13 protein-coding genes are annotated in these 14,191 nt (G+C 43.8%); 9 read left to right on the top strand and 4 right to left on the bottom strand.

What is annotated here, in order from left to right:
* Positions 1 to 32: 32 nt before the first annotated feature.
* Complete coding sequence (locus MKY50_RS15085) at positions 33 to 524, bottom strand: GAF domain-containing protein (protein ID WP_003229311.1); 492 nt, start codon at positions 522 to 524, stop codon at positions 33 to 35.
* A 126-nt stretch (positions 525 to 650) separates the two neighbouring features.
* On the opposite strand from MKY50_RS15085, the gene refZ reads away from it, so the two are divergent.
* Positions 651 to 1,274 (top strand): transcriptional regulator RefZ, encoded by a 624-nt coding sequence (gene refZ, locus MKY50_RS15080; RefSeq protein WP_003229313.1) that lies wholly within the window; start codon positions 651 to 653, stop codon positions 1,272 to 1,274.
* On the opposite strand, the gene hisJ is transcribed toward refZ, so the two are convergent.
* On the bottom strand, positions 1,271 to 2,077 hold the full coding sequence (gene hisJ / locus MKY50_RS15075; protein ID WP_029318252.1) for a histidinol-phosphatase HisJ: 807 nt from the start codon (positions 2,075 to 2,077) through the stop codon (positions 1,271 to 1,273). The genes refZ and hisJ overlap by 4 nt on opposite strands.
* Before the next feature lie 196 nt (positions 2,078 to 2,273).
* Between hisJ and ezrA the strand changes: the two genes are divergently transcribed.
* On the top strand, positions 2,274 to 3,962 hold the full coding sequence (gene ezrA / locus MKY50_RS15070; RefSeq protein ID WP_014480561.1) for a septation ring formation regulator EzrA: 1,689 nt from the start codon (positions 2,274 to 2,276) through the stop codon (positions 3,960 to 3,962).
* A gap of 95 nt (positions 3,963 to 4,057) precedes the next feature.
* Here ezrA and brnQ read toward each other — a convergent pair whose 3' ends face one another.
* Positions 4,058 to 5,395, bottom strand: coding sequence for a branched-chain amino acid transport system II carrier protein (brnQ, locus tag MKY50_RS15065; protein WP_003229322.1), 1,338 nt, complete (start codon positions 5,393 to 5,395; stop codon positions 4,058 to 4,060).
* A 194-nt stretch (positions 5,396 to 5,589) separates the two neighbouring features.
* Here brnQ and MKY50_RS15060 point away from each other — a divergent pair, with 194 nt between their 5' ends.
* The 5 genes from MKY50_RS15060 (at position 5,590) to MKY50_RS15040 (ending at position 11,624) form a co-directional block, all read left to right on the top strand.
* Entirely contained in the window at positions 5,590 to 6,735 is a 1,146-nt protein-coding gene (locus MKY50_RS15060; protein ID WP_014480560.1) for a cysteine desulfurase family protein, read from the top strand.
* A 3-nt stretch (positions 6,736 to 6,738) separates the two neighbouring features.
* A complete protein-coding gene (gene thiI, locus MKY50_RS15055; RefSeq protein WP_088326737.1) occupies positions 6,739 to 7,944 on the top strand; it encodes a tRNA uracil 4-sulfurtransferase ThiI in 1,206 nt (401 codons plus the stop codon).
* Between the two features lie 93 nt (positions 7,945 to 8,037).
* Complete coding sequence (gene sspA / locus MKY50_RS15050; RefSeq protein WP_003223491.1) at positions 8,038 to 8,247, top strand: alpha type acid-soluble spore protein SspA; 210 nt, start codon at positions 8,038 to 8,040, stop codon at positions 8,245 to 8,247.
* 178 nt (positions 8,248 to 8,425) lie between these two features.
* Positions 8,426 to 10,015, top strand: a complete 1,590-nt coding sequence (gene mbcS, locus MKY50_RS15045; protein WP_021480313.1) for an acyl-CoA synthetase MbcS — start codon at positions 8,426 to 8,428, stop codon at positions 10,013 to 10,015.
* Between the two features lie 19 nt (positions 10,016 to 10,034).
* Positions 10,035 to 11,624 (top strand): amidohydrolase, encoded by a 1,590-nt coding sequence (locus MKY50_RS15040; RefSeq protein ID WP_087962084.1) that lies wholly within the window; start codon positions 10,035 to 10,037, stop codon positions 11,622 to 11,624.
* Between the two features lie 31 nt (positions 11,625 to 11,655).
* Here the strand turns inward: MKY50_RS15040 and MKY50_RS15035 are convergent, their stop codons facing one another.
* A complete protein-coding gene (locus MKY50_RS15035; protein WP_004399091.1) occupies positions 11,656 to 12,459 on the bottom strand; it encodes an NAD kinase in 804 nt (267 codons plus the stop codon).
* A 185-nt stretch (positions 12,460 to 12,644) separates the two neighbouring features.
* Here MKY50_RS15035 and sppA point away from each other — a divergent pair, with 185 nt between their 5' ends.
* Positions 12,645 to 13,652: a signal peptide peptidase SppA gene (gene sppA, locus MKY50_RS15030; RefSeq protein WP_069322816.1), complete on the top strand. Its 1,008-nt coding sequence runs from the start codon at positions 12,645 to 12,647 to the stop codon at positions 13,650 to 13,652.
* A gap of 12 nt (positions 13,653 to 13,664) precedes the next feature.
* The gene (locus MKY50_RS15025; RefSeq protein ID WP_339187591.1) at positions 13,665 to 14,159 is read left to right on the top strand and encodes an RDD family protein; all 495 of its coding nucleotides are present in this window, start codon (positions 13,665 to 13,667) and stop codon (positions 14,157 to 14,159) included.
* Positions 14,160 to 14,191 lie beyond the last annotated feature (32 nt).

The following is a 14,191-nucleotide window of genomic DNA, read 5'->3' as shown; positions in this document are numbered from 1 at the left end:
GCCCAAAACGATATCAGTTTTGGGCTTTTATATTACTGCGCTAACGCTTTTTCTAGCGTTTCGGCAAATTGAGTTAAGTATTTTTCATCAATTTCGTCGAAACGGTTTTTCACTGGGCTGTCGATGTCCAAGACGCCGACAATTTTTCCGTCTACACGAATCGGAAGCACAATTTCTGATTGAGACGCTGCATCGCAGGCGATATGTCCGGGAAACGCGTTTACATCCTCAATACGTTCCACTTTTCCGTTTGCGTACGCTGTGCCGCAAACCCCTCTGCCGAAAGGAATCCGAACACATGCCGGCAGGCCTTGGAACGGACCTAACACAAGCTGTCCATCCTCTTCTTTGGCAAAATAGAAACCCGCCCAGTTGACTTCAGGCAGCGAATGATACAGCAGTGCTGAGGCATTTGCATAGTTAGCTATTTGGTCTGTTTCGTCTTCGGTCATGGCTTCGAGCTGTTTTAGCAGAAGCTGATAGTCTTTTTCTTTATCTCCAGATTGTTTTTCGACATGGAACATGGAAAACCCTCACTTTTTCTATAATATAAAACAAAGTTCCGGCTTTTCTGCCGGCATTTGTCGATAAGTTCTTACAGGAACAGCGGCTTTCTGCTTGAATAGTATCAAGAGGAAGGAGTGAGCCGTATGAAAGTAAGCACCAAAGACAAAATTATTGAATCTGCTGTCATGCTTTTTAACCAAAAAGGATTTTCTGGCACGTCTGTCCGTGAAATCGCAAAGTCAGCTGATGTAAATGTTGCGCACATCTCCTACTATTTTAAAGGCAAAGGAGGCTTGATGGAACACTTAGTTTCAGAGTTTTACGAAGGCTACAGCAAAACGCTTGAAACAGCGGCAAGCAATATCTCTACTCAAAGCACGCAGGAACAGCTTCTTCAATTGGTTTTCGATATTTTATCCTATCAGCATAATCATCGTCAATTAACTCGTTTTGTCTACCGGGAAGTCACAATTGACTCCACATTAATCAGGGAAATTATGTCGACATATCTAATGAAGGAAAAGTATATCTTCCAGCTGATCATTGAGGAAGGAGAAAAACAGCGTGAATATTTAACGCTGCCGCTGCCTCATTTTATTCTCCAATTAAAATCTCTCTTGATGATGCCCTATCTCCAGCCTCAATATATTTCAGAAGTACTCTACATGCAGCCGCACGAGCCGTATTTTTATAAAATGTATTTTGAAGAAATCAAGATTTGGATCAGAAGCGTCTTCCGGACAGGAGACGTGGCGCTCACCAATTAGCACCGTTCCAAAAACGTCTCATACGCATATCCGACATCTCCCGCTTGATGGGCATCAGACCCAAACACAAGCGGGATCTTCTTTTGCTTCGCTTCATTCAGCATCCAATCCTCGATATAAATACCGCCAGCGTAAGTTTTTCTTAAGCCGGAAGTATTGAAGTCGAGCTCCATTCCGTTTTCTTCAATGGCATTTAAGCACAGGGAAACGAGGCCGCGAATATGCTCTGACATGCTGTATGGAAACAGCTTGATGAATTTTTGGACGAGTGTGATGTGACCGACTCTTTTTGGCTTATAAACGCCGAGAGATGCTACAATGGAAGAATAGATACTCCGGTAATATTGTTCATATACCGCTTCAATGCTTCCGCAGGCTGAAATCAGCTCTTTGAAGGTATGCTCGTCATAATCAAGGCATAGATAGGAAGAGTCTGTGCGCAAAAAATGAACGGATAAGATGCTGTCATCTAAATATGGCCCGTATGTGTCCAGGAATAATGTAATTTCGTCTTCAAATTCAGCGATATAATCGACTTCAAGCCCTGTCCGTATGCTAAGCTGTCCGCGATATTCTTTTTTTAATCCGGAAATTTCATGAATATAGCGTTCCAAAGAAGCTTGCGCCATCGCGCTGTCTTTCAGCGGCGTGGGATCGGTAAAAGAGGGCGGCAATGGGGCGTGTTCGGTAAAAGTAATCGATTCGAACCCTTTTTTTAAGGCTTCTTCTGCATATTGTCTGAGTGTGTCATTGGAGCCGTGAGGGCAAAATGGTGTGTGAATATGTCCGTCTCGCTTTTGCATTGATGTCACCCCATGAAAAAATAGTCAAATCCTGCCGATTTTGCACAAAAAGTTTTTGATTTCTGGTCAAAAAATGTTTGTTACATGGTATCATAATAACAATGAAAACGACAGTTTTTCTCAATACATATCCTGAAATCTTTCTGAATAAATAAAACACCCTGACAGATTAAGGTAAACAGCAAGGGGGCTCATTATGGAGTTTGTCATTGGATTATTAATTGTACTGCTTGCGCTGTTTGCGGCAGGCTACTTTTTCAGGAAAAAAATCTACGCCGAAATCGACCGGCTGGAATCGTGGAAGATTGAAATTCTGAATCGGTCGATCGTGGAAGAAATGTCTAAAATAAAACATTTAAAAATGACGGGTCAGACAGAAGAGTTCTTTGAGAAGTGGCGTGAAGAATGGGACGAGATTGTCACAGCCCACATGCCGAAAGTTGAAGAGCTCCTTTATGATGCCGAGGAAAATGCAGACAAATACCGGTTTAAAAAGGCCAATCAAGTGCTCGTTCATATCGATGACCTGCTGACAGCGGCTGAATCAAGCATTGAAAAGATTCTTCGGGAAATCAGCGATCTTGTCACAAGTGAGGAAAAGAGCCGTGAAGAGATTGAACAGGTGAGGGAGCGCTATTCGAAATCTCGAAAAAACCTGCTGGCTTACAGCCACCTTTACGGGGAGCTTTATGACAGCCTTGAAAAGGATCTGGACGAAATTTGGAGCGGCATCAAACAATTTGAAGAAGAAACAGAAGGCGGAAACTATATTACTGCACGAAAAGTACTGCTTGAGCAGGACCGCAATCTTGAACGGCTTCAGTCATACATAGATGACGTGCCGAAGCTGTTAGCTGACTGTAAACAGACGGTGCCCGGACAGATTGCAAAGCTCAAGGATGGCTATGGCGAAATGAAAGAAAAAGGGTACAAGCTTGAGCATATCCAGCTTGATAAGGAATTAGAAAATCTGTCAAACCAGCTGAAACGAGCGGAACATGTCCTGATGACTGAGCTGGATATTGATGAAGCGTCCGCAATCCTGCAGCTCATTGACGAAAATATTCAATCTGTTTATCAGCAGCTGGAGGGCGAAGTTGAAGCCGGTCAATCCGTGCTAAGCAAAATGCCTGAATTGATTATTGCTTACGACAAGCTTAAAGAAGAGAAAGAGCATACGAAAGCAGAAACTGAGCTGGTGAAGGAAAGCTACAGGCTGACAGCCGGTGAGCTCGGCAAACAGCAGGCTTTTGAAAAGCGCCTTGATGAAATTGGGAAGCTGCTATCATCCGTTAAAGATAAGCTTGATGCAGAGCATGTCGCTTACTCACTTTTAGTAGAAGAAGTTGCTTCAATAGAGAAGCAAATTGAAGAAGTGAAAAAAGAGCATGCCGAGTATCGTGAAAATCTGCAAGCGCTGAGAAAAGAAGAGCTTCAGGCGAGGGAGACGCTCAGCAATTTGAAAAAAACAATTTCTGAGACAGCTAGACTGCTGAAGACTAGCAACATTCCAGGGATTCCGAGCCATATTCAAGAGATGTTGGAGAACGCGCATCATCATATTCAAGAAACAGTCAATCAACTAAACGAACTTCCATTAAATATGGAAGAAGCCGGTGCCCATTTGAAACAAGCAGAAGAAATCGTCAACAGGGCAAGCCGGGAATCAGAGGAACTTGTCGAGCAGGTCATCCTCATTGAAAAAATCATTCAGTTCGGAAACCGGTTCAGAAGCCAGAATCATATTTTATCTGAACAGCTGAAAGAAGCGGAAAGACGTTTTTATGCTTTTGATTATGACGACTCTTATGAAATTGCAGCTGCCGCTGTAGAAAAGGCTGCGCCAGGTGCAGTTGAAAAAATCAAAGCAGACATATCCGCTTAGATAATCACGACTATGAAAAAGAGCCCGCAGTGTAATGAGCAGGCTCTTTTTTTCATTACAAAACGCCTGCGCAATAACGCAGGCGTTCTGTGACATTAACTTATTTCATTAAGCTGTTTGGATGGTCCGATGAATAAGGTCAGCACATAGCCGATAACCGCTCCGACGATTCCTGGAAGCACCCAGCCGATGCCGAGGCTGTAAAGAGGAAGATTCGCATTTAGAAACACATCTAAAGATCCAAGTGAAAAACCGGCTGCTTTGATACCGTCTAAAATACTGAAAAGTCCTGTACCGATCAAGCAAGCGATGTACACTTCGCGTCTTTCTTTAAAGATCTTATCGATGAAGGAAAGAACGATAATGACAATGGCAAGTGGATAGATAGCTGATAAAATAGGAACAGAAAACGCGATAATTTGCGCGAGTCCGAAATTCGCAATGATCAAGCTGAATAACGTGACAATCGTAACGACAATTTTATATGATAATGCCGGAATAAGTTTTGAAAAATATTGGCCGCAAGATGTGACAAGGCCGATGCTTGTTGTTAAACATGCGACTGTAATCGCTGCTCCGAGTACGATGTTGCCTAATGAACCGAATAAATAATGGGAAGACGCAGATAAAATTTTAGCTCCTTCACCAACAGGACCGATGGCATTTGTACTTGTTGCACCTAAATAAGCAAGGGATACATAAATGAAAGTCAGCCCTAAAGCGGCAATCACACCTGCTTTAATGCAGGCTGCAGCAAGAGCTTTAGACTGTGTAACGCCTTTGCTTTTTACAGCATTTACAACGACAACGCCAAATACAATTGAAGCAAGTGCGTCCATTGTTTTATAGCCTTCTAAAAATCCTTTAAAAACCGGTGTTCCTTTATATGCTTCTGTCACGGCGCCCAATCCGCCCATCGGTGTGAAGATGGCTTTGAGAACAATGATTAAAATAATTGTGAATTTGATGGGAGTCAGAATTTTTCCGACTCGATCGACAACCTTGGATGGGTTTAACGCTAAATAGTACGTAACGCCGAAAAAGATAAGTGTAAATATTAATAAAGAAAGTCTTTCTGGTACGCCAGTCAAAAACGGAACAGCGCCAATTTCATATGAAACAGTTCCTGTTCTCGGGATGGCGAATAATGGTCCGATTGATAAATAAAGCACGACAGTAAAGATTGTGCCGAAAACAGGGTGCGCTTTGTCAGCAAGGCCTTTAGCGTCCTTACCGGTTAATGCGATGGCGATAATGCCGAGAAGCGGCAGGCCTACCCCTGTCAGTAAAAATCCGCCGATGGCCTTCCAGACGTTGTGTCCGGCTGCTTGTCCAAGTTCCGGCGGATAAATCATATTTCCTGCTCCAAAGAATAACGCAAATAGCATGAAACCAATAATAATGGTATCTTTGACAGGCAGTGAGTGTTTCATGAAAAAAATCCTCCTAATAATTATGTTAAAATATTCTGTCAATTAATTGTCAGATAATATGACGAAACGAACAAATCTTATTATATGGTAAAAAAATTAGAAGTCAATACTAGTTTTTCGTAATTTTCTATTAAATTTTGTTATGGTAACATAAATATCATACCTTGTACCGCTTTCATAAAGGAGTAAAAAAGATGATATATTTAGATAATAGTTCAACGACGAAGCCTTACGATGAAGTCTTGAACGTATATGAACAGACAAGCAGCCGATACTTTGGCAATCCTTCATCTTTGCACCGATATGGAGCCGAAACGGAACAGCTGCTTCAAGCAGCCAAAAATCAAATCAAAAGGTCCTTAGGCCTAAAAAAATATGATATTGTATTTACATCAGGCGCCACAGAAGCCAATAATGCGGCTTTAAAAGGAGCGGCTTTGTCAAAGATAAAAACAGGCAAACATATCATTGCCACTTCTATTGAACATCCATCCGTTACGGAATCGTTAGAACAGCTGAAAGAGTTGTTCGGGTTTGATATCACTTATCTTTCTGTGAATGAAGACGGATTTGTTTCTATTGAAGATCTAAAAGCAGCCATCCGTCCCGATACCGTGCTTGTCAGCATGATGCATGTGAACAATGAAGTCGGTTCCGTGCAGCCGATTGAAGCGGCAGGGGAAGTGCTGAAGAAGCACCCGAACATTTTGTTCCACGTCGATTATGTGCAGGGCATCTATAAAGTGCCCTTGGCAATTGAAAAGGCCGGCATTGATCTATGTTCAATTTCGGGGCATAAATTTCACGGCCTAAAGGGGACAGGCGCACTTATTGTAAAAGAGGGAACACGCCTTATTCCGCTCATAACGGGAGGCTCTCAGCAAAAAGGCATACGGGCCGGAACAGAACATACTGCTGGTGCGGTTTCGCTTGCCAAGGCCATTAATCTTGCCTCTGCTGATTTTGACACACGGCTTGACACGATGACTGCCGCAAAGGAATTGTTTATGAAAAGGCTGAGTGAAATTGAGGGCGTCGTTATCAACACGCCTCAAATGAATAGCGCGCCGCACATTATTAATTTCTCTGTACCGGGGATTAAAGCGGAAGTGCTTTTACACATGCTTGAGGAACAGGATATATTCGTCTCCACAACATCGGCTTGCTCGGCAAAAGAACATAAGCCCAGTAAAGTTCTCTTAGAGATGGGCAAAGGAGAGCAGATTGCCGGAAGCAGCATCAGAATCAGTTTAAATTACAGCCAGACAAGCGATGTGGCAGAACCGTTTATGAACGCGCTTCGTCCTGGTATCAAAAAATTAAGGGAAATGATGAGGTAGAACATGAATTACGATCATATATTAATTCGTTTTGGGGAAATTTCGACCAAAGGCAAAAACAGAAAAAGCTTTATTGAGCGCTTAAAACAAAACATCAGACTCGTTTTGAAAGACTATCCGAATTTAAAATACTTTTCCAACAGGGATCGTATGACGATTACATTAAATGGAGAGGATCCTGAGGCTCTTTTTCCTCATTTAAAGCAAGTGTTTGGGATTCAAAGCTTCAGCCTGGCAATTAAGTGTGACAGCCGCCTTGATGATATTAAGGCAACCGCACTAAAGGCTATCAAAGATCAGTATAAACCAGGTGATACGTTTAAAGTCGCGACAAAGAGAGCGTATAAGCAATTTGAATTAGATACAAACCAAATGAACGCTGAAATCGGCGGCCATATTTTGCGAAATACAGAAGGATTGACGGTCGATGTTCGCAACCCAGACATCCCGCTCAGAATCGAAATCAGGGAAGAAGCAACATTTTTGACAATTCGTGATGAAAAAGGTGCAGGCGGGTTGCCAGTTGGTTCAGCAGGAAAAGCGATGCTGATGCTTTCTGGCGGTTTTGACAGCCCTGTTGCCGGTTTTTATGCGATGAAACGGGGATTGTCGGTAGAAGCTGTTCATTTCTTCAGCCCGCCATACACAAGCGAGCGCGCAAAGCAAAAGGTAATGGATCTGGCGAAATGTCTGTCCCGTTTTGGGGGAAGCATGACACTTCATATTGTTCCATTTACAAAAACGCAAGAGCTCATTCAAAAACAAATTCCTGAAAATTACACAATGACGGCAACCCGCCGCCTCATGCTTCAGATCGCCGACAGAATCAGAGAAAAGAGAAACGGGCTTGCCGTTATTACGGGAGAAAGCCTCGGTCAGGTAGCGAGCCAAACGCTTGAAAGCATGTATGCAATTAATGCGGTGACGTCAACACCGATTTTGCGTCCGCTAATCGCCATGGACAAAACAGAAATCATCGAAAAATCACGGGAAATTGGCACATATGAGACAAGCATTCAGCCGTTTGAAGACTGTTGCACGATCTTTACACCGCCAAGCCCGAAAACACGCCCTAAAAAAGAGAAAATTGAACACTTTGAAAGCTTTGTTGATTTCGAGCCGTATATTCAAGAAGCGGTAGATAACATTGAGTCAATGACCCTGTATAGCGAACAAGAAGCTAACGATAAATTCGCTGAACTCTTTTAAATCAATTTTCAGCTCCTGTATACAATTACCAAAGTTTTTCTGAATGAAGCCATGTGTTTTGACACATTCTATACTCACAAGGAGGTGAGACACATGGCTAACAATAACTCAGGTAACAGCAACAACCTTTTAGTACCAGGAGCTGCTCAAGCGATCGACCAAATGAAATTAGAAATCGCTTCTGAATTCGGTGTAAACCTTGGAGCAGACACAACTTCTCGCGCTAACGGTTCTGTTGGAGGAGAGATCACAAAACGTCTTGTATCTTTTGCTCAACAAAACATGGGCGGAGGACAATTCTAATTTACAATTTCACATAATGGCTTAGGAGTGGGGGTATCCCCACTCTTTTTCATTTTTTACATATAAAAAAGGACCAGCGGCCTATAAAATCTATGTTTACAGAGGTTGCTTTTAGGCATATCCTTACGGAAAGAGCCTGTATTTATGTATAATGGGTGGAGAAAGTGAGGAGTTGTTCGTGTTAAAACGTGAAGATTTAATTGCCCCTGTGCAATATAATTTAGTGAATGAAATGGAAAAGTTCAGTGCTGCTGGACAAAAAACCGCTCTTCTGTGGGAGGACGAGTCGGGCAAGCAAGAATCTTGGTCGTATGAAAAGCTGATGGAAGAAACAAATAAAATCGGAGCGGCCTTAGCTGATCTTGGATTTAAAAAGGGAGACAAGCTGATTGTAATGGTACCGCGGGTGCTTGAAGCCTATGCTGTTTATTTGGCTATCCTGAAATCAGGAATGGTTGTCATTCCGTGCTCCGAAATGCTTCGCGCGAAAGATCTTGAATACCGGATTGAACATGCAGAGGTAAAAGGCGCTATCGTCTACTCAGAATTTATTGGCGCTTTCCGGGATGTCAGTACGACTGACAAACTGATTACACTGTCTATTGGTGAAAATGATGCCGGCTGGAAAAACCTCTTATCAATTGAAGCGGACGGAAGCCAATTTAAAACAGCTGACACAACAAGAGATGATATGGCTTTCTTATCTTATACATCCGGGACAACAGGTCAGCCGAAAGGTGTTGTACATACACATGGATGGGCATTTGCTCATTTAAAAACTTCTGCCGGCGCTTGGCTTGACATTTCTGAAAAGGATATCGTCTGGGCAACTGCTGCCCCTGGCTGGCAAAAGTGGGTATGGAGTCCGTTTTTAGCGGTGCTTGGCAGCGGAGCAACCGGTTTTGTGTACCACGGCAGATTCAAAGCAGAAAAATATCTAGAGCTTTTAAATCGCTACAAAATCAATGTTTTCTGCTGCACGCCGACAGAATACCGCTTAATGGCGAAGGTTGAAGGCTTGGACCGTTTTGATCTTTCTGCCCTGCACAGCGCTGTTTCCGCAGGTGAGCCGCTCAACCGTGAAGTCATTGATGTTTTCCAAAAGCACTTTGGCATTAAGGTACGGGACGGATATGGCCAAACAGAAAGCACGCTTTTGGTTGGTGTTTTGAAAGATACGCCTATTAAACCGGGAAGCATGGGAAAACCGACACCGGGAAATCAGGTGGAGATCATAAATGAAGACGGTGAAATCTGCAAACCTGGTGAGGTTGGCGATATCGCTGTTCACCTCAGTACGCCTGCGCTCTTTAAAGAGTATTTTAAAGATCCGGAAAGAATGAAAACACAAATTCGCGGCGATTATTTCCTAACGGGAGACAGAGCAAGAAAAGATGAGGAAGGTTACTTCTGGTTTGAAAGCCGAAATGACGATATTATTATCAGCTCCGGCTATACGATCGGGCCTTTCGAGGTGGAAGACGCGCTTGTTAAGCACCCAGAAGTAAAAGAATGTGCTGTTGTCGCAAGTCCTGATGAAATCAGAGGCTCCATCGTAAAGGCATATGTTGTCCTGCAAAATCATGAAAAACGCAGTGATGAGCTTGTCAAAATGCTGCAAAACCATGTGAAGACGATTACCGCTCCATACAAATATCCTAGAGAAATTGAATTTGTGGAAAACCTGCCGAAAACGGCTTCTGCAAAAATCAGACGAGTGGAATTAAGAAAACGTGAAGAACAGCTCAAAGCTAATAAAAAGGCGTAAAGAAAGAGAGTGAACGTGAATGAAGGCGATATGGCACGGCGGTTTCATTTATACGATGCTCGAAGAAGGCGATCGGACTGAGGCAGTTTATGTTGAGGATGGTGTTATAAAAGGCACCGGCAGCTATGAACGTTTGAAGGAAAAGTACGGGTCGCCGGAAACAGAAGAAATCAGCCTGAACGGAGCAGTGATGTTCCCCGGTTTTGTTGACAGCCATCTACATTTGATCGGCCACGGTGAGAAACAGCTTCAGCTCGATCTGTCCGCACTGACGTCGAAAGATTCAATTTTACAGGCTGCGAAGGAAAGAGAGCGGCAGCTTCCTAAAAACGATTGGCTCATTGGAGAAGGCTGGAATGAAAATCAGTTTGAGACACCTGACTACTTGACTAAGCATGATCTTGATCGCCTGTTTCCTGACAGGCCCGTCTTGCTCAAGCGTATATGCCGGCATGCAATAGCTGTCAATTCTGCGGCTCTTCAAGCAGCGGGAATTTCAAGAAATACTCCTGATCCTGACGGCGGAGTCATCGTAAAAGATGCAAATGGCGAGCCGACCGGACTCCTGTTTGATAAGGCGCAGGATTTGATTCTGAAGGCTGTCCCGCCAGTCTCCCAGCACTATGTTGATGAGGCATTAACGGCTGCAATAAAGGATTGCTGGACAAAAGGCCTGACGGGCGGTCATTCGGAAGACTTGTCCTATTATGGTGATGTTTCGGTGCCGTTGAAAGCTTATGAGAAAGCTGCCGCTGGCGGAAAGTATCCGTTCCGCTGCCATTTGCTCGTTCATCATGAAGCGGTCGATCGATGGGAGCAGCTGGAGAAACCGTCCGGCCCGTATGTGGAGTTCGGTGCGATGAAAATCTTTGCGGACGGGGCGCTTGGCGGGAGAACGGCTTTATTGAAAGAACCATATCAGGATGATCCATCAACAAATGGTGTTCAGGTTCACGATGACGAAACCCTTGGCCGGCTCATTCGCAAAGCGAGAGAAAAAGGGATGGAGGTTGCTGTTCATGCAATCGGCGATCTTGCTTTTGAAAAAGTGCTGAACGCAATAGAAAAGCATCCGCCCAAAAACGGCCGGCATGATCGGCTTATTCATGCTCAAGTGCTTGATAACGAATTAATCGAGAGAGCAGCACGCATGCCGATCGCACTTGATCTTCAGCCGCATTTCGTTGCAAGCGACTTTCCGTGGGTCATTGACCGTCTCGGAAAAGACCGGATGAAGACTGCATTTGCCTGGAAAACCCTCATATCTAAAGGCATTTTATGCGCGGGCGGTTCAGACGCCCCGATTGAGCCTGTTGACCCGCTTCTAGGGATCCAGTCCGCGGTCCTCCGGAAAAGCAGTCATGAGCAAAACGGGCCAAGCTATAATGAAAGTGAATGTTTACCTGTATATGAAGCGATAAAGCTTTATACAGAAGGTAGCGCCGGTATCATTTATAAAGAGAAGTCACGCGGAAAAATTGCGGAAGGCTATGACGCGGATTTTACAGTTCTCAGTGGTGATCCGTTTGCCATTGACCCCGCACAGCTTCATCTTTTAGAGATTAAAAAAACCGTGATTAACGGCCAGATTGTATATGAGAAATCATAAAAGGACAGGCAGCAGCCTGTCCTTTTATTTTCTATAAAAAAGTACGCTTCACTTTTTCCCAAAATGAATTGTCCTTTAGTTTGACTGTTTTGATTTTCTTATTAGACAGTTTGATTTCGATCGTTTTCACATTTCTCGTGCTGAGTGCTTCATTGTCCAAGCCGATGATTGGGTGTTCGTTGCCGTCCTGCACCACACGAAGGGTCAGCTTTCGGTCAGAGCTGAGGACAAATGGCGAGCCGAGTGTCCGGTAGGTGTTATTGTTAAGGGATGCAAGCTCTGATACCTGCATGCATGGAAGCAATGGATCAACAACAGCTCCTGCAACAGACTTGTTATAGGCGGTGCTCCCTGTAGGCGTTGAGATAATCATTCCGTCACCTCTAAACGTTTCAAAGTGCAGATCGTCAATCAGCACGTCCATCACAAAGGTTTTGATGATGCTTGAGCGGATGGATACCTCGTTTAAGCAGTGAAAAGGACTGGCTTGATCCACTGTCACTTCAATCAGCGGGTATTTTCTCACTTCAATTTGTTCAAACGTCATTGCATCGACCATTTTTTCTCGCTCATCACTATGAAAGTCGCAATATAAATGAGCTTTCCCCTTTTTGGTAATGCCGACGTACAAGCAGTCGTCACGAAAATTCGTCTTTCTGACTGCCTGCAAAAATGTGCCGTCCCCGCCAATGCTAGCGATAATATTGGCGTCTGAGTGCTGGTTCACAACGGTAAATCCATGCTCTTCCGCTAATTGTGTTAACGAGCGGGCTTGTTCGTTCGTTTCCTGATCCTGTTTGTGAAAAAAATAAACATTACGGCGTTGATCGGTCATATCCCATTTCCCCTTTGCTGTCATATTTAAGTTTTTCTGCCATCCAGTATTTGTGATAAAATACCTTTGGCCATAAGTGTACCACGTTTGCCGGCAGCCCGTTAAGCCGGAGCTTTCTCATGAAGTGAAACATTTTTCATATTGAATCGTATAATGAGAGAGTTTAGGAAAAAGGAGGAGAAAAAATGAATGCAAAAAGATGGATTGCATTAGTGATTGCTCTGGGGATTTTCGGCGTGTCTATTATCGTCAGCATCTCTATGAGTTTCTTTGAAAGCGTCAAAGGCGCTCAAACGGATCTCACATCACTGACGGATGAATCGCAGGAAAAGACGCTGGAAAACGGCAGTCTCTCAAGTAAAATTGCCGTATTAGAGGTCAGCGGCACCATTCAGGATAATGGGGACTCAAGCAGTCTGCTTGGTGCAGACGGATATAACCACAGAACGTTCTTAAAAAACCTTGAGCGCGCAAAAGATGACAAGGCGGTCAAAGGTATCGTTCTGAAGGTGAATTCTCCGGGTGGCGGAGTGTATGAAAGTGCTGAAATACATAAGAAGCTGGAAGAAATCAAGAAAGAAACGAAAAAACCGATTTACGTGTCAATGGGTTCGATGGCAGCATCAGGAGGCTATTACATCTCAACAGCGGCTGATAAGATTTTTGCGACACCGGAAACCCTGACCGGGTCACTCGGCGTCATTATGGAAAGCGTCAATTATTCAAAGCTTGCCGATAAGCTTGGCATTTCTTTTGAAACGATTAAGAGCGGGGCCCATAAGGACATTATGTCTCCTTCCCGTGAGATGACGAAAGAAGAAAAAAACATCATGCAATCGATGGTTGATAATTCGTATGAAGGCTTTGTTGATGTCATTTCAAAAGGGCGCGGCATGTCGAAAGCAGAGGTAAAGAAAATTGCGGACGGCCGCGTGTATGACGGACGGCAGGCGAAAAAACTGAACCTCGTTGATGAGCTTGGTTTTTATGACGATACCATTACGGCCATGAAAAAGGATCACAAGGATTTGAAAAACGCCTCTGTCATTTCTTATGAGGAAAGCTTCGGATTAGGCTCACTGTTTTCCATGGGCGCGAACAAAATGTTTAAAAGTGAAATTGATTTTTTGAATATGAGAGAAATTCTATCGCAATCCGGTTCGCCGAGAATGATGTATCTCTATGCGAAGTAGGAGGGAACAATAATGGACGCGACATATGAAGAGTTAGAGCGCAATGACATCAAAGGCCCGCAAGAAGCGGAGCTGCTGACACATGCCTATGCTGGCTTTTGGGTTCGTTTCTGGGCTTTCCTGCTTGATTGGCTCGTGATATGGGGATTAAACCATTTGCTCGTTTCTCCCCTCTTTACCGTATTGGATCTGCCGAAAACATCCGGCATGTTTACCTTCTCGGCTTACAGTGTGACAACGCTTATTGTGTATCTTGCCTACTTCGCACTCATGACTAAATACTTCAGGCAGACGCTTGGTAAAATGGTGTTCGGCCTCAAAGTGGTTTCTGTGAAGCAAGATAGCAAGCTGACATGGAGTAAAGTGATTTTTCGTGAAGTGGTTGGACGGTATATTGATAAGATTTGGATTTTATATATCGTTGTTGCTTTTTCACCTACAAAACAAGGGATTCATGATTACATCGCGGATACCACCGTGGTGCATGAAAAATTATACCGCAAATAACCGATAACCCGGACTTCCGTCCGGGTTTATTT

Origin of the sequence: Bacillus sp. FSL R7-0685, from assembly GCF_038002425.1 — a bacterium.
GTDB classification, from domain to species: Bacteria; Bacillota; Bacilli; order Bacillales; family Bacillaceae; genus Bacillus; species Bacillus subtilis.
This window is presented reverse-complemented; position numbering and strand designations above follow the sequence as displayed.